At 67.2% G+C, this 19,614-nt stretch carries 16 protein-coding genes; 8 read left to right on the top strand and 8 right to left on the bottom strand.

The window, feature by feature from the left end; translation table 11 throughout:
- Positions 1 to 74 precede the first annotated feature (74 nt).
- From BLT03_RS21185 to BLT03_RS21175, 3 genes are read left to right on the top strand one after another with little or no spacing between them, the layout of a single operon-like run.
- The gene (locus BLT03_RS21185; RefSeq protein ID WP_092745780.1) at positions 75 to 1,319 is read left to right on the top strand and encodes a CmpA/NrtA family ABC transporter substrate-binding protein; all 1,245 of its coding nucleotides are present in this window, start codon (positions 75 to 77) and stop codon (positions 1,317 to 1,319) included.
- Positions 1,320 to 1,373: 54 nt separating this feature from the next.
- On the top strand, positions 1,374 to 2,321 hold the full coding sequence (gene ntrB, locus BLT03_RS21180; RefSeq protein ID WP_092745760.1) for a nitrate ABC transporter permease: 948 nt from the start codon (positions 1,374 to 1,376) through the stop codon (positions 2,319 to 2,321).
- Positions 2,318 to 3,124, top strand: coding sequence for an ABC transporter ATP-binding protein (locus tag BLT03_RS21175; protein ID WP_092745759.1), 807 nt, complete (start codon positions 2,318 to 2,320; stop codon positions 3,122 to 3,124). Before ntrB ends, BLT03_RS21175 begins: the two co-directional genes overlap by 4 nt.
- 61 nt (positions 3,125 to 3,185) lie before the next feature.
- Here BLT03_RS21175 and treF read toward each other — a convergent pair whose 3' ends face one another.
- From treF to BLT03_RS21155, 4 genes are all read right to left on the bottom strand, one after another.
- Positions 3,186 to 4,889, bottom strand: a complete 1,704-nt coding sequence (gene treF / locus BLT03_RS21170; protein WP_092745758.1) for an alpha,alpha-trehalase TreF — start codon at positions 4,887 to 4,889, stop codon at positions 3,186 to 3,188.
- Between the two features lie 374 nt (positions 4,890 to 5,263).
- Complete coding sequence (locus BLT03_RS21165) at positions 5,264 to 5,710, bottom strand: CBS domain-containing protein (RefSeq protein WP_092745757.1); 447 nt, start codon at positions 5,708 to 5,710, stop codon at positions 5,264 to 5,266.
- A 133-nt stretch (positions 5,711 to 5,843) separates the two neighbouring features.
- Positions 5,844 to 6,500, bottom strand: a complete 657-nt coding sequence (locus BLT03_RS21160; protein WP_092745756.1) for a DUF937 domain-containing protein — start codon at positions 6,498 to 6,500, stop codon at positions 5,844 to 5,846.
- Positions 6,501 to 6,631: 131 nt separating this feature from the next.
- Positions 6,632 to 8,320: a methyl-accepting chemotaxis protein gene (locus BLT03_RS21155; RefSeq protein ID WP_092745755.1), complete on the bottom strand. Its 1,689-nt coding sequence runs from the start codon at positions 8,318 to 8,320 to the stop codon at positions 6,632 to 6,634.
- Positions 8,321 to 8,867: 547 nt separating this feature from the next.
- Here BLT03_RS21155 and BLT03_RS21150 point away from each other — a divergent pair.
- The 3 genes from BLT03_RS21150 to BLT03_RS21140 are packed head-to-tail and all read left to right on the top strand — an operon-like array spanning position 8,868 to position 15,176.
- Positions 8,868 to 10,256, top strand: a complete 1,389-nt coding sequence (locus BLT03_RS21150; RefSeq protein WP_092745754.1) for an efflux RND transporter periplasmic adaptor subunit — start codon at positions 8,868 to 8,870, stop codon at positions 10,254 to 10,256.
- Positions 10,257 to 10,269: 13 nt separating this feature from the next.
- Positions 10,270 to 13,425 carry an efflux RND transporter permease subunit gene (locus BLT03_RS21145; protein WP_092745753.1) on the top strand — a complete coding sequence of 1,052 codons (3,156 nt, stop codon included), beginning with the start codon at positions 10,270 to 10,272 and terminating at the stop codon, positions 13,423 to 13,425.
- 26 nt (positions 13,426 to 13,451) lie between these two features.
- The gene (locus BLT03_RS21140; protein WP_092745752.1) at positions 13,452 to 15,176 is read left to right on the top strand and encodes an efflux transporter outer membrane subunit; all 1,725 of its coding nucleotides are present in this window, start codon (positions 13,452 to 13,454) and stop codon (positions 15,174 to 15,176) included.
- Positions 15,177 to 15,182: 6 nt separating this feature from the next.
- Here the strand turns inward: BLT03_RS21140 and BLT03_RS21135 are convergent, their stop codons facing one another.
- Positions 15,183 to 15,509: a hypothetical protein gene (locus tag BLT03_RS21135; protein ID WP_092745751.1), complete on the bottom strand. Its 327-nt coding sequence runs from the start codon at positions 15,507 to 15,509 to the stop codon at positions 15,183 to 15,185.
- A 287-nt stretch (positions 15,510 to 15,796) separates the two neighbouring features.
- On the opposite strand from BLT03_RS21135, the gene BLT03_RS21130 reads away from it, so the two are divergent.
- Positions 15,797 to 16,132 carry a hypothetical protein gene (locus BLT03_RS21130; protein WP_139160475.1) on the top strand — a complete coding sequence of 112 codons (336 nt, stop codon included), beginning with the start codon at positions 15,797 to 15,799 and terminating at the stop codon, positions 16,130 to 16,132.
- A gap of 90 nt (positions 16,133 to 16,222) precedes the next feature.
- On the opposite strand, the gene BLT03_RS21125 is transcribed toward BLT03_RS21130, so the two are convergent.
- Complete coding sequence (locus BLT03_RS21125) at positions 16,223 to 17,107, bottom strand: LysR family transcriptional regulator (RefSeq protein WP_092745749.1); 885 nt, start codon at positions 17,105 to 17,107, stop codon at positions 16,223 to 16,225.
- A gap of 133 nt (positions 17,108 to 17,240) precedes the next feature.
- Between BLT03_RS21125 and BLT03_RS21120 the strand changes: the two genes are divergently transcribed.
- Positions 17,241 to 17,489 (top strand): IPTL-CTERM sorting domain-containing protein, encoded by a 249-nt coding sequence (locus BLT03_RS21120; protein ID WP_175537826.1) that lies wholly within the window; start codon positions 17,241 to 17,243, stop codon positions 17,487 to 17,489.
- A gap of 718 nt (positions 17,490 to 18,207) precedes the next feature.
- Here BLT03_RS21120 and BLT03_RS24155 read toward each other — a convergent pair.
- Both BLT03_RS24155 and BLT03_RS21100 read right to left on the bottom strand, forming a co-directional pair.
- Positions 18,208 to 18,777, bottom strand: coding sequence for a hypothetical protein (locus tag BLT03_RS24155; RefSeq protein WP_139160474.1), 570 nt, complete (start codon positions 18,775 to 18,777; stop codon positions 18,208 to 18,210).
- 62 nt (positions 18,778 to 18,839) lie between these two features.
- Positions 18,840 to 19,565: a DUF2971 domain-containing protein gene (locus tag BLT03_RS21100; RefSeq protein WP_092745779.1), complete on the bottom strand. Its 726-nt coding sequence runs from the start codon at positions 19,563 to 19,565 to the stop codon at positions 18,840 to 18,842.
- Positions 19,566 to 19,614: the final 49 nt, after the last annotated feature.

The following is a 19,614-nucleotide window of genomic DNA, read 5'->3' as shown; positions in this document are numbered from 1 at the left end:
CAAGGCAGCCTGCAGGCGTGTGAGGACGCCTTTTTTGTTTTTCACGTTGCCAGCCAAGCCAAGGGATGCCTTCCATGACCGACCTGTCCAAAACCAGCCTCCACCGCCGCACCGTGCTGCAGGCCGCCGCCGTAGGGGCCGTGGGCGTGAGCCCCGCGCTGCGATCCATGGTGTATGCGGCCGGCTCCGACGCGCCGGAGAAGAAGGAAGTCAAGATCGGCTTCATTCCGCTGACCGACTGCGCCAGCGTGGTGATGGCGTCGGTGCTGGGCATCGACCAGAAATACGGCGTGAAGATCGTGCCCAGCAAGGAAGCCAGCTGGGCCGGCGTGCGCGACAAGCTGGTGAACGGTGAACTGGACTTCGCCCACGTGCTGTACGGCCTGGTGTACGGCGTGCACCTGGGCGTTGGCGGCCCCAAGAAGGACATGGCCGTGCTCATGACCCTGAACAACAACGGCCAGGCCATCACGCTGAGCAAGAAGCTCGCCGATGCCGGCGCAGTGGACGGCGCGGGCCTGGCCCAGCTCATGGCCAAGGAAAAGCGCGAATACACCTTCGCCCAGACCTTCCCCACCGGCACGCACGCCATGTGGCTTTATTACTGGTTGGCCGCCGACGGCATCGACCCGCTCAAGGGCGCGAAAGTCATCACCGTGCCGCCGCCGCAGATGGTGGCCAACATGCGCGTGGGCAACATGGACGGCTTCTGCGTGGGCGAGCCCTGGAACCACCGCGCCATCATGGACGGCATCGGCGTGACCGCCACCACCACGCAGGACATCTGGAAGGACCACCCAGAAAAAGTGCTGGGCACCACGTCGGAGTTCGTGCAGAAATACCCCAACACCGCCCGCGCCGTGACGGCCGCCATCCTGGAGGCCGGCCGCTGGATCGACGAGGGCCTCGCCAACAAGAACAAGATGGCCGAAACCATCGCCGGCAAGGCCTACGTGAACACCAGCGTGGACGCCATCAACCAGCGCATCCTGGGCCGCTACCAGAACGGCCTGGGCAAGACCTGGGACGACCCGAACTACATGAAGTTCTACAACGACGGCGCGGTGAACTTTCCCTACCTGTCCGACGGCATGTGGTTTCTCACGCAGCACAAGCGCTGGGGCTTGCTCAAGGACCACCCCGACTACCTGGCCGTGGCCAAGTCGATCAACCGCATCGACCTGTACAAGCAGGCCGCCACCGCCGCCAAGGCGCCGCTGCCCAAGAGCGACATGCGCGCCAGCAAGTTCATGGACGGCATCGTCTGGGACGGCAAGGAGCCGGCCAAGTACGCCGACAGCTTCAAGATCAAGGCCTGACCCCGGGCCCCGCCCGAGCCGCCCGCCCCCAGCCCCTGTCAGGAGAATCCCACCATGGTCAGCGCCGTCTTCCACGCCCCGCCGGAGCCCACCCCAGCCGCGGCCCCTTCTGCTATGCAAACAATAGCAACACCGGCAATCAAAACGCCGGCATCGGGGCAAAAACCACTGCAGTCCGCCCCGCCCAGCCCGCCGCGGGCGCCCCGCGACTGGGCGGCCGCCTCGCGCGCCTTCTGGCTCGCCGTGCTGCCGCCGGCCTGCGGCCTGGGCCTCTTGATCGGGCTGTGGGCCGTGGTGTCCTCCACCACTGGCCAGAGCATTCCCGGCCCGCTGGAGACCTGGAAGCAGGCGCTGGAAGTCTTCAGCAACCCCTTCTACCGCAACGGCCCCAACGACCAGGGCGTGGGCTGGAACGTGCTCGCCTCGCTGGAGCGCGTGGCGGTCGGCTTCGGGCTGGCGGCGCTGGTGGGCATTCCCGCGGGCTTCGTGATCGGGCGGTTCCACTTCCTCTCGCGCATGTTCAACCCGCTCATCAGCCTGCTGCGGCCCGTGTCGCCGCTGGCGTGGCTGCCCATCGGCCTGCTGGTGTTCAAGGGCGCCAACCCTGCCGCCATCTGGACCATCTTCATCTGCTCGATCTGGCCCATGGTCATCAACACCGCGGTGGGTGTGCAGCGCGTGCCGCAGGACTACATGAACGTGGCCCGCGTGCTCAACCTCTCGGAATGGAAGATCGCCACCACCATCCTGTTCCCCGCCGTGCTGCCCTACATGCTGACCGGCGTGCGCCTGGCCGTGGGCACCGCCTGGCTCGTGATCGTGGCGGCCGAGATGCTGACCGGCGGCGTGGGCATCGGCTTCTGGGTGTGGGACGAGTGGAACAACCTGAACGTCAAGAACATCATCATCGCGATCTTCGTGATCGGCATCGTCGGGCTGCTGCTCGAATACGCCCTGGTCAAGCTGGCCACGGCATTCACGTTCGAAGAGGTGAAGGCATGAACAACCCCGCGAAATTCATCGAAGTCCAGGGCGTCGCGCAAACCTTCAAGACCGCCAAGGGCCTGTTCCCCGCGCTGAAGGACATCGACCTGACCATCGCCAAGGGCGAGTTCGTGGCCCTCATCGGGCACTCGGGCTGCGGCAAGTCCACGCTGCTCAACCTGATCGCCGGGCTCACGGTGCCCACGGCCGGCGCGCTGCTGTGCGCCAACAAGGAGATCAAGGGCCCCGGCCCCGAGCGCGCGGTGGTGTTCCAGAACCATTCGCTGCTGCCCTGGCTCACCTGCGAAGGCAACGTGCATCTGGCCGTGGAGCGCGTGTTCGCCAAGACCGAGACCAAGGCACAACTCAAGGCCCGCACCGAAGCGGCGCTGTCGATGGTGGGCCTGACCCACGCCGCGCAAAAGCGTCCCGGCGAAATTTCGGGCGGCATGAAGCAGCGCGTGGGCATCGCCCGGGCCCTGTCGATGGAGCCCCAGGTGCTGCTGATGGACGAACCCTTCGGCGCGCTCGACGCCCTCACCCGCGCCAAACTGCAGGACGAGCTGCTGGAGATCGTCGCGCGCACGCAGAGCACCGTGGTCATGGTCACCCACGACGTGGACGAAGCCGTGCTGCTGTCCGACAAGATCGTGATGATGACCAACGGCCCGGCCGCCACCATCGGTGAGGTGCTGGCCGTGGACATTCCCCGCCCCCGCAATCGCGTCGCCCTGGCCGAAGACCCGCGCTACCTGCGCAGCCGCAAGGCGGTGATCGATTTTCTGTACACGCGCCAGGCGCATGTGGAGAAGGTGGCCTGAGGCGGGCCGGCACTACCGCGAGGGCGTGCTTTCGCCCCTCGCCGATGCCCCGCTCAGCGCGCTATGCCTGCGGCGTTGGCAAAGCGGCTGCCGGCACCGGGGCGGCGTCTGGCAGCCAGCCCCGCACCACCCCATTGGTCCACCCGAACCCGTCCTGCAGCGGGTATTCGCCCCCGTCTCCGCCCGCGGAGGGCTCGCCGCCCATCTCGCACAGCGAGTATTTCTCCACCAGCTTGCCTTCGCGGTCGTACAGGTTTTGCACCGTGGCGAGCCAGCGGGTGCGAATGTCCTCTGACAACTGCCGGCAGGCGTCGTCCGCAGCGCCGTAGGCCGCGAAGCCCTGCACGGCCATCCACTGCAGCGGCGCCCAGCCGTTGGGGCGGTCCCACTGTTCGCCGCTGGCGGTTTCCGAGGTGGACAGGCCGCCTTGCACCAGCAGCCGGCGGCGCACGGTGGCGGCCAGTGCCCGCGCCTGTTCGGGCGTGGCCGTGCCGGTGAAGAGCGGCGCCACCGTGGCCGCATTGAGCGCGGGGCGCGAGGCACCCAGCTGCCAGTCGTAATCGAGAAAAGCGCCGGCCTCGGCATTCCACAGCACGCGGGACATGGCCTCGGCGCGCCTTCGGGCCTTGTCGTCGAAGGCGTGTGCGGTGGCGGTGTCGCCCGCTTCGCGGCTCAGGCGGGCGATGGTGGTCTCGGTCTTGTGCAGCAGAGCGTTCAGGTCCACGGGCAGGATGCGCGTGGTGCCGATGGTGGTCAGCGTTTGGGTGCGGCAGGTGGCGCCCAGGCCGTCGTACAGCCAGCGCGCGCTGAAGTCCCAGCCCGATTCGGCGGCGGCGCGCAGGTCGCGGTACACCTCCTGCGCGGGGCGGTGGCAGCGCTCTGCGGTTTCCACGTCCTCGCGCCACGATTCTTCGCGCGGCGTGTCGCGGTCGTCCCAGTAGCGGTTGAGGACGGCGCCGTCCGGCAAGGCCACCACGCGGCGGTGCGTGGCGCCCGGCGCCAGCGTGTCGGCGCCGTCCATCCAGAAGGCGTATTCGCGCAGCATCTGCGGCAGGTACTGCTGTGCGCCGTGCCCCGCGCACGATTCACAAAGGTCGGCCATCAGCGAAAACATGGGCGGCTGCGACCGGCTCAGGTAATAGGTGCGCGTGCCGTTGGGCACATGGCCGTAGGTGTCGATGAGGTAGGCGAAGTTGTCGGTCATCGCATGCAGCAGGTGCGGACGGCCGCTGCGCACCAGGCCCAGCATGGTGAAGTACGAATCCCAGTAATACATCTCGACAAAGCGGCCGCCCGGCACCACGTACGCGTGCGGCAACTGCAGCAGCGAGCCGCGCGAGGGGTGGTGTGCGGGGTGGCGGGTGAGTTCGTCCCACAGCGCGTCGATGTGCGCGGCCATCGACAGGCCGGGCGCGGCGACGGCGGCTTGCTGGCAGGCCCGGTGCTGGGGCGTGAAGTGGTGGTGCACGAAGGCATGCAGATCGAACCCGGGCGCATGGCACTGCGCGCGGTACGCGGCCAGGATGGCCTCGGGCGGCTGGCGGGGGGCGCAGTCCACGAAGGTCTTGGAGTCGTCGAAGATGCGCTGGCGCTGCACTTCCACGAACAGCTCTTCATAGCGGTCGGCCGGCGAATGCGTGTCGGCCGGCGGCACCAGGGCGGCGGCGGCGCGGCGCGATGCACTGTGGTGGGCAGCGGGAATGGGGCTGCTCGAAGGGGGCGGCGTGGCGCTGCGAGGCTCGGTGCGGGAAGGCAAGGCGGACATTCAGGTTCCAGGCAAAGGGCGGGCGTCGAAAGAAGTCCCCTATTGAACGACGGTCGAGATACCCCTTGGGTTCCGCAGCCTGAATAAATTCGCAGGACAACGCGCCGAAGCCCCGTCGGCTGAGCCGTGGATCTCCGCGCGGCAGATGTTCGAGGGGTTCTGCTGACCAAGGCGCGGGCCGGTGTCCGCGGTGAGCAAGGTCATGAACGGCATCACCATGACTGGACCGATTCCACTTGGCCAGCCGATGGCGCGACAGGCCACCGCCCCGCAAGCGAAGGGGTTTGCGCGGCAGACCCTGGCAGCGCCCCTGCCCGGCCACTGCGATGAGATGCCCGTTGCGTCGGGGCCGGGGCAGCCCTGCGGCTCGGCCTTCAGGCCCGCTGGCTGCCGGTGATGTATTGCTCCATCTGCTCGATGATGAATTGCTGCTCGGACATGATGTTCTTCACCAGATCGCCGATGGAGATCAGGCCCACCAGCCGCTCCGCCTCGTCCACCACGGGCAGGTGGCGCAGGCGGTTGGCGGTCATGAGCTGCATGCACTGCTCGCTGGTCTGGTGCGGCCGCACGAAGCGCACGGCGCGGGTCATGACATCGCTCACCTGCGTGGCGCCGGAGGTGCGGCCCAGCAGGGCGACCTTGCGGGCGTAGTCGCGCTCGGTGACGATGCCGGCGATGCGCTCGCCCTCCATCACCAGGAGCGCGCCGATGCCCTTGTCGGCCATGAGCCGCAGCGCGTCGAGCATCGAATCCGATGGCCCGATGGTGTGAACCTCCGCGCTGGGCTTGGACTGGAGAATGTCTGCAACTGCGGTCATGGGGGCCTCCCGTTTTGAAGTGGCGTGGATGGCCGCAGTTTCCGCCGAACGGCGGGGTGGGCGCAACAGGGAGTTTGCCGACCGCCCAGGGACGGCGGAGCAATCTGTTGCAAAACCCGGGGCTGGCTGTGCGTCAGCGGCGCCCGCCGAACAGTCCGCCGCCGATCTTGACCAGGTCCGACAGGCCGACCTGCCCGTCGCCGTCCTGGTCGAGCAAGCTGCCCAGCAGTCCGCCGCCGAGGCCGCCCTGCTGCTGCGCACGCTCGCGCTCGTGGCCCAGGGTGCGGCCCAGGCTGCCGGCGTCCATTCCGCCCGACTGCACGCGCTGCGCGAGGAACGACATGACGATGGGCGCCAGCAGTTTCAACAGTTGCCCGGCGTTGGCGCCCAGGCCGGTGGCCTGCGCAAGGCCCGCCTCGGCCTGCGGGCGCTGGTTGCCGAACACATGGCCCAGGATGTCGGCGCCCTGCCCCAGGCCACCCGCGGCGCTGCCACCGCCACCGGCCGCCCCGCCGAGCAGCGAACCCAGCAGCCCGCCCAGGTCCAGCCCGCCCGGGCTGGCGGCGGCACCGCCCATGTGGTCGCGCTGCAGCGCACCGAAGAGCGCGTCGGCACCCTGGGGCTGCGCGGCGTTGCGGCCCAGCGCGCCCAGCAGCAGGGGCAGCGCGGTCGCCACGGCGGAATGGGTCTGCTGGGCGCCGGTGCCCAGTTGGCCGGCCAGTTGCTGAAGCGGCGCGCCTTGCAGCTGGACCATCAGTTCGTCGGCCAGGGAAGGGGTGGATGGGTTCATGGGCGCTCCTTCGGTGCGGTTGCGATGCGATCGCAGATACGGTGGCAGCGAGGCCGGACATCGGCCCCGGGCGCCATGGTATGCCTGTGCCGGGTGCCGGGGCCTGAATCCCCTCCGCCCGTTTCAAGCGGTCACGTTTCAGCCAGGGCCGGGTGCTCGGCCCGCACCCGGGCCGCGGGGGCCACCGCACGCGCGGCCTTGCGCAGCGCCACCGCACCGGGCACCGCCATGTCGCGCGGACGGCCGCGGCCACCGTGCACGTGAAAGACGCCGACCGTTTCCGCCACCGTGCGCGCCTGGGCCTGCAACTGCAGCGCGAGGCCCGCATTGGCCTCCACCAGCGCGGCGTTCTGCTGGGTGATGCCGTCCAGGTGGGCCACGGCGCTGTTCACTTGCGAAATGCCGGCCAGTTGCTCGTCGGCGGCGCTGTGGATCTGCCCGATCAGCGCGCCCACGCTGCGCACCAGGCCCAGCGATTCCTGCATGGTCTTTTGCGCGCTTTCGGTGCGCTGGCGGCCTTCGCCGACCTTCTCGGCCGATTGGTCGATGAGTTGGCGAATCTCGCGCGCGGCGGTCAGCGTGCGCTGCGACAGGCTGCGCACTTCGCCGGCCACGACCGCGAAGCCCCGGCCCTGCTCGCCGGCCCGCGCTGCCTCCACCGCGGCGTTCAGCGCGAGGATGTTGGTCTGGAAGGCGATGGAGTCGATGAGCTGGGTGATCTCGCCGATCCGGCCCGAAGCGGCCTGGATCTGCTGCATCGTGTCGGCCACGCTGTCCACCACGCCGCTGGTCCGCTCGGCCACGCCCGTGGCCTGCCGGGCCAGCTCGGCCGCCTGGCGCGCCGAGTCGGCGGTCTGGCGGACGGTGCCGGTGATTTCTTCCATCGACGCAGCGGTTTCTTCCAGGTTGCTCGCCTGCGTTTCGGTGCGGGCGGACAGTTCCTGGTTGCCCTGGGCGATGGTGCCGCTGGAAGCTTGCATCTTCTCGCTCTCGCGCCGGGCGTCGCCCACGATGGACTGCAGGTTCACGTTGAGCTGGCTCAGCGCCTTCTGCAGATCGCCCACGCCGTCGGACCGGGCCGCGCCGGTGCTGCCGGTGCGGCCGGTCAGATCGCCGGCCGCCATGCGGTTGGCGGCGCGCACCAGGTCCGACAGCGGCACCACGGCCAAGCGGCGCACATAGGCGAAGGCCGCCAGCGTGACGCCCGCCACCGCCAGCCAGGCCGCGGCCGAGAACATGCCGAGGTCTTCATCCACCAGCCCGGCCAGGAAGGCCGCCGCCAGCACCGCGAAGAACGCCATCGCCACCTTGGCGCCCAGCCCCGCCCGCGCCCATTCGGCGATGCGGCCCGCCAGCGTGCGGCGCGTCACCCGGCCCGCGTGCAGCCCATGCACCGGCCGGCCGGCGGCGGCCTCTGCCCGCATGCGGGCATAGAGCGCCTCGGCGGCCTGCACCTGTTCGCGGGTGGCTTCGGTGCGCACCGAAAGGTAGCCCACGGGCCGACCGCCCTCCACGAGCGGGGTGACGTTGGCCATCACCCAGTAGAAGTCACCATCCTGGCGGCGGTTCTTCACCGGGGCCGACCAGGGCAGCCCCTGCGAAATGGTGGCCCAGAGATCGCGGAAGGCTTCCTCGGGCATGTCGGGGTGGCGGATCATGTTGTGCGGCTGGCCGAGCAGCGCCTCGCGCTCGTATCCGCTCACCTCGATGAACATCGGGTTGCAGTAAAGGATGCGGCCTTTCAGGTCGGTGGTGGAGACCAGGGTTTCGCCGGGGGGAAACGGGTATTCCTGCGTGCTGACCGGGAGATTTCTTCGCATGGGGAAGCCTTTCGGGGAAAGAAGCTTTTGTCTCTGACAGACGATGCGGCACGGCGCCGCAGGCCACTGTGGGAAGCAGTGCGGCCGATCGTAGGGGCGCCGCCCTGGCGCTGGAAAACCTTTCGCCCGGGCTTGATCTGGGTCAAGACTTTTGGCCCGCTCGCGCGGCGCACAGTCGTTTCCCAACCACCCAATTGCTATTATTTTTATAGCTGCCACCGCAATATTCCCTAAGGCGCAGGGGCGATTTGACCCATAAACCGCCATTCCACGGCGCAGAAACCCCTGGCGACACGGCTGGGCCCGCTGCGCGCCCGGTGTGCCGCGCTTCACACTCCGGAGCCAGCCGCGCGAGCGGGCCGGCGACCCGGCCAATGTGCGCGCGCCCGGCCGGCGCTCCGCAGGCCGCCGCTCGCCCTTTGGCGGCATGAAGGTTGCAAGGTCCGGCAAAGGCCCGCCGCGAGGTCTTTGCCGCCTGCTACAGCTTCACACGATCTTTTCAATTGACCGTCAGAATGCTCGCCACAACGAAAGCCGTGCCTCGCCCATGAATTGCCCTCGATCCGCCACACGCTCGCTGCCCGCTCTGTCTGCCGACTGCCCCCCACGGCCTTTCCCGTCCCTCCTTTCACCACCGTTTTCGCCATCCGCCCACCCGCCCACCCTGCGCTGGGCGGGTGCCGCCGTGCTGGCGGCCGCGATGGCGGTGGCCGGGTGTTCGGACAAGTCCGCCAAGCAGCCCGCGCCGCGCGCTCCGGTGGAAGCCGGCGTGGTCACGCTGCAGCCAGAGCGGCAGTCGATCACCACCGAGCTGCCCGGCCGCACCAGCGCTTTCCTGGTGGCTGAAATCCGGCCCCAGGTGGGCGGCATCGTGCAAAAGCGGCTCTTCACCGAAGGCGCGGACGTGAAGGCCGGCCAGGTGCTGTACCAGCTGGACGCATCACCCTTCCAGGTGGCGCTGGCCAGCGCCGAAGCCTCGCTCGGCAAGGCGCAGGCCACGGTGGGCACGGCCGAAACCAATGCCCGGCGCAATGCCGAACTGGTGAAGATCGACGCCATCAGCCGCCAGGTGTATGACGACAGCCAGGCCGTGCTGGTGCAGGCGCGCTCCGACCTCGCCGTGAACCGCGCGGCGGTGGAAAACGCCCGCATCAACCTGGGCTACACGCGCATCAAGGCGCCCATCTCGGGCCGCACCGCCACTTCGGCCGTGACGCCGGGCGCGCTGGTCACCGCCAACCAGACCACGGCGCTCACCACCATCTCGCAGATCGATCCGCTCTATGTGGACGTGACCCAGTCCAGCACCGACGTGCTGCGCCTGAAGACCGATCTGGCCAAGGGGCGCTTTCAGCGCGCGGGCGAAGGCCAGGCGCGCGTGACGCTCAAGCTGGAGGACGGCAGCACCTACGCCCAGGCCGGCCGGCTGCAGTTCAGCGGCGTGACGGTGAACCCCGCCACCGGCGCGGTCACCCTGCGCGCGGTGTTCCCCAACCCCGACGGCCTGCTCATGCCCGGCATGTACGTGCGCGCCGTGCTGGAGACGGGCGTGAACGAACAGGCGCTGCTCGTGCCCCAGCAGGGCGTGACGCGCGACACCGCCGGCAATGCCAGCGTGCTGCTGGTCAATGCCGAGAACAAGATCGAGCGCCGCAAGATCCAGGTCGAGGCCGCCGTGGGCAACCGCTGGCAGGCCGTGGGCGGCCTGGCGGCCGGCGACCGCGTGGTGGTGGACGGCCTGCAGCGCGTGAAGGTGGGCGACACGGTCAAGCCGGTGGAAGTGGCGGCAAAAACCGGTCAGGCGGGGCAGGCGGCGCAGGCGGCCGGCACCCCGGCCAGCGGCGCGTCGCAGGCAGCTTCGACGGGCCAGGCCGCATCGACCGCTCCGGCCGCAGCCCCTGCCGCGCCGGGCGCTGCGGCTTCGGCCGCCCGCTGAAGGACCGTCCGCCATGGCACAGTTCTTCATCAACCGGCCCATCTTCGCGTGGGTCATCGCCATCGTCATCATGTTGGCGGGGGCCATGTCCATCAAGACATTGCCGCTGGAGCAGTACCCCAACATCGCGCCGCCGCGCGTGTCCATCAGCGCCACCTACACCGGCGCCTCGGCCAAGACGGTCGAGGAATCGGTCACCCAGGTGATCGAGCAGCAGCTCAAGGGCCTGGACAACCTCATCTACATGGGCTCGACCAGCGACGCCTCGGGCGGCTCGCGCACCACGCTCACCTTCAATGCCGGCACCAACATCGACGTGGCCCAGGTGCAGGTGCAGAACAAGCTGCAGCAGGCCATGTCGCGCCTGCCGCCCGCCGTGCAAAGCCGCGGCGTCACCGTCACCAAGGGTGGCAACGACTACCTGATGATCGTCACCTTCACCTCGCCCGATCCGAGCGTGACGCAGGTGGACATCGGCGACTACATCTCCAGCAACCTGGTGGACGTGATCAGCCGCATCGACGGCGTGGGCGACGTGGCCACGCTGGGCACGCCCTACGCCATGCGCGTGTGGATGGACCCCGCCAAGCTCGAAAAATACGCGCTCATGCCCTCCGACGTGGGCAACGCCATCAATGCGCAGAACGCGCAGGTCTCGGCCGGCCAGCTGGGCGCCCTGCCCGCCGTGGGCGAGCAGCAGCTCAACGCCACCATCACCGCGCGCAGCAAGCTGCAGTCGCGCGAAGAGTTCGAGAACATCGTGCTCAAGTCCACCGTCGAGGGCGCCGTGGTGCGCCTGAAGGACGTGGCCCGCATCGAACTGGGCGCGGAAAACCTCACCATCACCTCGCGCCTGAACGGCCAGCCCGGCGCCGGCATGGGCGTGGTGCTGGCCGACAGTGCCAACGCCATGGCCGTGGCCGAGGCGGTGAACGCCAAGATCGCCGAGCTGCAGCCCTTCTTTCCGTACCAGCTCAAGCCCTTCACCAGCTACGACACGACGCCTTTCGTGAGCGCCTCCATCGAAGAGGTGGTCAAGGCGCTGGTCGAGGCCATGCTGCTCGTGGTGCTGGTGATGTACATCTTTCTGCAGAACTTCCGCGCCACGCTGATCCCCGCGATCGCCGTGCCCGTGGTGCTGCTGGGCACCTTCGGCGTGCTGTCGGTGGCGGGCTATTCGATCAACACGCTGACCATGTTCGGCATGGTGCTGGCCATCGGCCTGCTGGTGGACGATGCCATCGTGGTGGTGGAAAACGTCGAGCGCGTGATGAGCGAAGAAGGCCTGCCACCGAAGGAAGCCACCCGCAAATCCATGGCCGAGATCACGCCCGCGCTGGTGGGCATCGCGCTCACGCTGTCGGCGGTGTTCATCCCCATGGCGTTCTTCGGCGGCTCCACCGGGGTGATCTACCGGCAGTTCTCCATCACCATCGTCTCGGCCATGGTGCTGTCGGTGCTGGTGGCGCTGACCCTCACGCCGGCCCTGTGCGCCACGCTGCTCAAACCCATCCCCAAGGGCCAGCACAGCCCGCACGGCGCCCGGCGCCGGGGCGTGCTGGGCTGGGTGGACCGCTTTTTCACCGGGTTCAACCACCGCTTCGACCGCACGGCCGACGGCTACCAGCGCGGCGTGGGCCGCGTGGTGCGGCGCGGCGGACGGATGATGGTGGTGTATGCGCTCATCGTGGGTGGCATGGCCGTGCTGTTCCTGCGCCTGCCGACCTCGTTCCTGCCCAATGAAGACCAGGGCGCCGTGCAGGTGCAGATCACGCTGCCGCCCGGCGCCTCCAACACCCGGCTGCAGGCGGTGATGGCCGAGGTGCAGAAATACTTCGCGGCGCAGCCCGACGTGGTGAGTTTCAACTCCATCACCGGCTCCAACGGCGACCAGAGCTCGGCGCGTGGCTTCGTGCGCCTGAAGGAATGGAGCGAGCGCCCCCTGGCCTCGCAAAGCGCCGACGCCATCGCCCGCAAGGCCACGCGCGACCTTTCGAAGATTCGCGACGCGCGCATCTTCGTTGTGCTGCCACCGGCCGTGCGCGGCCTGGGGGCCAACGCGGGCTTCAACTTCCAGCTCAAGGACCTGAACGGCCTGGGCCACGATGCGCTGGTGGCCGCGCGCGACAAGGTGCTGCAGCTCGCCGGCCAGCGGCCCGAGCTATCGAACACCCGCAGCAACAACCTGGACGACACGCCCCAGCTGGGCGTGGCCATCGACGACGCCAAGGCCGGCGCGCTGGGCCTGGCCACGACCGACGTGAACGCCACGCTGGGCAGCGCCATCGGCGGCACCTACGTGAACGACTTCCTGAACAAGGGCCGCGTCAAGCGCGTGTACATGCAGGGCGACGCGCCCTACCGCATGCTGCCGCAGGACATCGCACCCTGGACGGTGCGCAACAGCCAGGGGCTGATGGTGCCGTTCTCGGCGTTCTCCAGCACCAGTTGGACCTACGGTTCGCCCCAGCTGCAGCGCTACAACGGCAGCCCCAGCTACGAGTTCGTGGGCGATGCGGCCACGGGCGTGAGCTCCGGCGCGGCCATGGACGCGGTCGAATCCATCATGAAGGAAATGCCCCCCGGCATCGGCTACGAATGGACCGGCGCCTCGTACCAGGAGCGGCTGTCGGGCTCGCAGGCGCCGCTGCTGTATGCCGTGTCGATCCTGTTCGTGTTCCTGTGCCTGGCGGCCCTGTACGAAAGCTGGTCGGTGCCGTTCTCGGTGATCCTGGTGGTGCCGCTCGGCATCGTGGGCGCGCTGCTGGGCATCGGCATTCGCGGGCTCTCCAACGACGTTTACTTTCAGGTCGGGCTGCTCACCACCGTGGGGCTGTCGTCCAAGAACGCCATCCTGATCGTGGAGTTCGCCACCCAGTTGCAGGCCCAGGGCAAGAGCGTCATCGACGCCACGCTGGAGGCCGTGCGCCTGCGGCTGCGCCCGATCCTGATGACCTCGCTGGCCTTCGGCTTCGGCGTGCTGCCGCTCGCCATCGGCACGGGCGCCGGCGCCGGCGGGCGCCAGGCCATCGGCACCGCGGTGCTGGGCGGCATGATCTCGGCCACCGTGCTGGGCATCTTCTTCGTGCCCGTGTTCTTCGTACTCATCCGCGGCTTCTTCGCCGACCGGGCCGCCAAGGCCGGCCAGCCCACCGGAGCCACCGCATGACGCGCCAAGCCTTCTCCGCAGTCCCGATGACGACCCCGAGCCACCCTTCGCCCCCCGCCGGCCCGAGGGCGCCCCAATACCGCCCCATCGCCTGGGCCGCAGCCGCCACCGTGGCGCTGGCCGCCCTGTCCGGCTGCACCAACCTCGCACCCGTTTACCAGGCGCCCTCGCTGCCGGTACCGGCCACGCTGGGCACCGGCTCCGTGCCCCCGACCCTGGCTGGCGCTGGCGCTGGTGCCGGTGTTGGCACAGGGACCGCCGCCGCCGCCGCACAAAGCCCGGCCACCGCAGCCCCTGCCGATCCGCTGGAACGCCCGCTGGACTGGGCCGCCTTCCTGCAGGAGCCGCGCCTGCAGTCCATCGCCGAGATGGCCGTGGCCAACAACCGCGACCTGCGCGTGGCCGTGCTGGCCATCGAGCGCGCACGGGCGCAATACGGCGTCTCGCGTGCCGACATGTTCCCGGGCGTGAACGCCACCGGCGCCGGCAGCCGCAGCCGCACGGCCGACGACCTGACCACGGCGGGCCGCTCCAACATCGGCGGCCAATACAGCGCGCAACTGGGCTTTGCAAGCTACGAAATCGACTTTTTCGGCCGGGTGCGCAACCTGAACGACGCCGCGCTGCAGGAATTTTTCCGTGCCGCTGAAAACCGCCGCAGCGTGCAGCTGAGCCTGGTGGCCGAAGCGGTCAACGCCTGGCTCACCCTGGACGCGGACGGCCGCCGCCTGCAACTGGCCCGCGAAACGCTGCGCACCCGCCAGCAGTCGCTGGACCTCACCCAGCGCAGCCACGCGCTGGGAGCCACCTCGGGCCTCACCCTGGCGCAGACCCAGACCACCGTGGACACCGCGCGCGCCGACGTCGCCACCTACACCGCCCAGGTCGCGCGCGACCGCAATGCGCTCGCCCTGCTGGTCGGCGCCGCCGTGCCCGATGCCCTGCTGCCGCCCATCGCCGTGGCCGCCGCGGCGGACACGGCCCCGGCGCCCGCCAACGCCAACGCCAACGCCAAGGCCAAGGCCAACGCCACCGGCAACGTGAATACCGGCGCCCCGCGCACCGCCGGCACGGCCAACATCGACAGCACGGCCGTGGTGCCGGCCACACCGGCCGCCACCCTGCTCACCGTGCCGGCCGACCTGCCCTCCAGCGTGCTGCTGCGCCGCCCCGACGTGCGCGCGGCCGAGCGCACGCTGCAAGGCAGCTACGCCAGCATCGGGGCGGCGCGCGCGGCGTTCTTCCCGTCCATCACGCTCACCGGCTCCATCGGCACGGCCAGCAATGCGCTGTCGGGCCTGTTCGACGGCGGCAACGGCACCTGGAGCTTCGCCCCGCAGATCCGCCTGCCGATCTTCGACGCCGGCCGCAACAACGCCAACCTGCGCGTGGCCGAAGTGGCGCGCGACACCGCGCTGGCCCAGTACGAAAAATCCATTCAGACCGCATTCCGCGAAGTGTCCGACGCCCTGGCCGACCGCGCCACGCTGGGCGAACGCCTGGCCGCCCAGCGCTCGCTGCTGGACGCCACCCAGCGTGCGCTGGACCTGTCCGATGCACGCTACCGGCTGGGGGCCGACAGCTTCCTCACGGTGCTGGACGCGCAGCGCTCGCTGTATGCCGCGCAGCAGACGCAGATCACCCTGCTGCTGGCCGAGCAGACCAACCGGGTCACGCTGTACAAGGTGCTGGGGGGCGGCTGGGCCGCAGGCAGTGCGAGTGCGGCGGCGGACGATCCGGTTCTGCGCTGACAGGCTTTACCGACCGGTTGCCAGAGCGGTCAACTCGACGCTTAGGTCGCAGTAAACCATCGCGAAAAGCGTTGACTGTTTCGAGCCGTTCAGCGTGGTCGCCTGCGCGTGCCAGAAGGGGAGCTTTTCCCCAGGCACGTAGTAAAGCCCTGAAACCTCGAACCGGCGGTTCGGGTGCTTCTCAAAGAGCTTTTGTTGGATGGCGCCCACCATCGCATCGCGGCTGGCCTGCGGGCATTCAGGATAGGGCGGGCTCCGGCCCATCGCACCGGCAGCGCCTGCCAACGTCATCGTGGCCAGGGTCAGTACAAAACAGCCTCGAATCACGGTCATCGAACCCTCTCCGTTGAATTGCCAGATCCGCGATCTTGACCGACCTGGCAGGTCCACGGTGGTTCGGAAACCATGGCGAAACCTTAACCCGCCAGCACCAGCTCCACCGCGGCGTGCTTCTCGAGCCAATCGCGCCCCCGCATCCCATCGCCAGGCGACGAATTAGCTTGTCTTACAGTCAACGACTCAGACACGAATTGCGCCCCCCGATGAGCTCGAACAACACTCCACCGACGGTTCCATTCGGCACATGCATGCTGCTTTTGGCCGCTGCGTTGGCTCTGCTCATGACCTTCTACCCCGAGAAACTGCGCGCTCCCCTCTGGGTCGGCTTCTGGGCGGCAGGACTATTGGGGCTCGGTGGCGTGTGCGTGATTCTGTTGGCGCTTCGCAAGAACGCTGCGGTGCGCTGGCTGGTTTGCTGCCTGTTGGCGGCCATGGTGGTGTTACCCGCATGGATAGCCACCAGCGGCGCGGCCACGCAATGCACCAGCGGATCTCAAAGCATGCGCGTCGCTGTGTCGGAGGCAACCTGTCGAGGCGCTTTTGGTTTCGGATCGGTCCTGGTGTTTGTCATGTTCGTGTTCGCTGTCCGGGACACGATCCAAAAGCATCGCCGCTGAAATCAAAGCCCGCAGGGCAGGCCAGACCGTGAAGGCTTGGTTTGGTACTACCTGGGCGTGACTCTCGGAGAGAGCTTGGCCTGACCAGACTCAGCCGCCAGCGAACCGCTCCACCAGGAACTCCACGAAGCTGCGCAGTTTGGGCGACCGGTAGCGGTCCTGCAGATACACCACGCTCATCGGCCGCACGGGCAGGTCATGCCCCGCAAACAGCCGCACCAGCCGCCCGGCCGCCACGTCGGCCTCCAGCAGGATTGCAGGCTGCAGCACGATCCCTAAGCCATGCAGCGCGGCCACGCGCAGCGCCTGCCCGTTGTTGACCTGCACGCGGCCCGACACGGGAATGCACAGCCCGTCGTCGCCGCTTTGCAACCGCCAGTTGGCCAGCGCGGCAGGGCTGAAAGACAGGCATTCGTGCCCGCTCAGTTCTTCGGGCCGGGCCGGCGTGCCGCGGCGCGCGAGGTATTCGGGCGAGGCGCAGATCATCAGCCGGTACGGCGCCAGCGGCCTGGCGATCAGCGCCGAATCGGGCAGCTGGCCGATGCGGATCGCGGCTTCGAAGCCCTCCTCCACCAGATCGACCACGCGGTCGCTCAGCGACACATCGATGCTCACGTCTGGGTAGCGCGCCAGGTACACCGACAGCGCCGGCATCAGCGCCTCGGTGCCGAAGGTGACCGGCGCGCTGATGCGCAGCTTGCCGGCGGGCGCGAGCTGCAGGTTTTGCGCCTGCGCGTCGGTCTCGGCCACCAGGCGCAGGATCTCCTTGCAGCGCGCGTAGTAGTCCTCGCCCAACGCGGTCAGGTGCTGGCGCCGCGTGGTCCGGTGCAGCAGTTGCATGCCCAGCCGCTTTTCCAGCGTGCGCAGGTGGTTGCCCGCCATGGTGGCGGAGATGCCGCTGGCCTCGGCGGCGGCGCTCAGGCTGCCTTTTTCCACCGTGTGCACGTACACCTGCATGCTGTCGAGCAAGTCCATTGATCACTCCAGATGCTGAATGCATCAAATATCGCGCAGTCTATCCAGCCCAGCTATTGAATGGGAGCAGCCCGAGAAAGCCATCCAACTGCGGTACGACACTGTCGGTAGAACTTGCGCACTGATCTTCAGGTTGGCAGCCAACCCGTCAGCTGCATGGTTTGAGCTGCCAGCGGCAAGCTATTCGCTGAGCAGCGACCGCCGCACGGTGGCCTATTCAGTCACCGACAACCAAGCCGGTGATTCGAACACCTCAGTGGGCGCCATTGACGATCCGTTCGCGCCGATGGTCGTCCTGGCTGCGGCCGGGATAACCGGTGTGCCCGCTCTGTCTCAATGGGGACTGGTGCTGATGAGTTTGCTGCTCGGCCTGATGGCTTGACTCATGCGACGCGCCACTTGAATTGAATCCGAGCAGGGACGGTGGGTGAATCTCCAGGGTCCCAATGCTGACCGGCTTGCAAGTTGGGCCGAATGGGCTTCCGGGGGTGGTTTCTCGCGGAAACAGGCGCTGTGGAAAACGAACAGAGTGCCAATGGACGAAATACTGGACGCCTGTCTCGATTGAGCGCGCGACAGTGCCTGATTTGCGCCGCTTGGCGGGCGGCCGTTGGCGACGGCTTTCGGCCAGAAGCAGACGGTGGTTGCGAGTAAAGAGGACGCTCAACGTTCGGCGTAAGAGGCGGCCTGCGCCTCGGTGCACTGGTATTGCTGAAAGAAGCCGCTACCAGTAAGACTCAAAGAAGTGTCTCGCAGCGTCGAATAGCGTCTGGAAGACACGATAGCCTGACTTGGCTCCTCTGTCTTGTTGGTAGACCTCGTAGCCAATTGAGCCTTGAACCAAGTAGCAGCCATCGCATGACTTTGGCTGAAAGTGATACCAGTCGGAGTTCCTTGCGAGTTGCTGTAACTCAAGAAGGAACGCTTCGTTCAGAAATAGCTCGGCCAGGCGAGATTTCTGGCCCTGAAGCCGAGTTCGAACAGCGTCTTCGATGTATTCAAGGGTTTCCATGAGGCAAGGGGTTGCGGCACCACCGGCTGACAAAGCTGCCTAACGACATAGCTCAGCGGGCGGCGTAGCCATCCGCTGCAGCGTATTGTTAGTCTTCATCGCGCGTGATCCTCATTTCCTTACGCATTGAGCTATCAGCCGCGTCGATGAGTTCTCTCAACTGCCAGAGGTGCTCATGGGTCTTCCTGACCATCTCCGGACGTTGGGAGCCGGTGAAATTCGTGCTCTCCTCCAGTTCATCGTTCATTGCTTGATTTGCGAGGGCTGCATCTACAAGCTCCGAAAGTTGCTTCGCAACCGTCCCCGAGAAGTAGAACTCAGCTACTTGGACATGGTCCCAAAGACTCCAAATGGCCTCGCGCTCGAATCCGACGCCAGTAGCAGTCACTTTTCCTCGGAAGGCCAAAAGAGCTTTATAGGCATCAAGTCGGTGACCATGCCCAGCAATTTGATTTTGCCGTCGAGTTTCGGCAAGAGCCGCTTCGGCGAGTTTCGACTGAACCTTTGCTTCTGCGACAGTTGCTTCCGCTGCCTCAGCCTGCCGATGCGCGGAGCGAGCGGAACGCGCTGAATAAAGGGCTGCCAAAATCGCCACGGCCACGCCAGCGGCCGTGAGCAGATTCGGGACATCCAATGTGATCGCCTCGGGTAAATCCATTGAGGACGCTTGAATTCAGCGGTTGCCGAAGGCAGTCCGCTGGAATGAAGGGTTAGCCAGCACTATGTGTACCTCGGAGTTCCAAGCATGCTCGTAACCCTGACTCGGTCTTCAAGGCCATGGGTACGTGCGGCGACCCGAACGGCCATCGCGTCAGTCTCGGGAAGCAATGGACCGAGATAAATGCGTTCAATGAGTCGCGGAACATCGAACTCCACCTTGATTCCGAACTCGGGCACTTGGACACCAAACTCCTCCGCCATGCGCACTGATACAGCCAAGCGAAACTCCTGCTCCCATGCGAATGCCATGTGCTTGTACCAAAAGCGATCCATCATGTTTACGCGAAGCCGCTCTTTAAGTAGGTCGACATATCTCACGTTTCCTGCCCAAAGGTCTTCGTGCCCGTACTCCGGCTTCAACCGAAACGGCCTCGCGGCGGCGCGAATTCTGTCGAGGGTCGTGCGGACGGCAACACCTTTTCGCGAACCAGCGTACAGCTGCCACATCGCATCACTTTCATAGCTCGCACGGTGCCAGCAACTGACCTTTGTAAGGCGGCGCAGTTCTTCGAAGGCTTTGTCACCGAACTCCCGTTCCGCATAGCGTGGATCAACGGGGAAACTTGGCGGGAGCACAGCCACTGCCCCTTCAAACGGATCGTCGAATTGCCGTGCTGATGCGAAATAAAGCTCGTTGGACTGCAGCAACTCCAAGAACCTTTCCGTTTTGAAGTATCTCCAAAGGGGCTCGCATGGGTTGAGTTCTTGATCGCCGATGATGCGCACGAAGTCTCCTGTGCTGACTAACATTTGACATGAGAGACTTGCCGAAGAC

This window comes from Paracidovorax valerianellae (genome assembly GCF_900102625.1).
Classification (GTDB): domain Bacteria; phylum Pseudomonadota; class Gammaproteobacteria; order Burkholderiales; family Burkholderiaceae_C; genus Paracidovorax; species Paracidovorax valerianellae.
The sequence above is the reverse complement of the archived record's forward strand: the minus strand, read 5'-3'. Positions and strand labels throughout refer to the sequence as shown.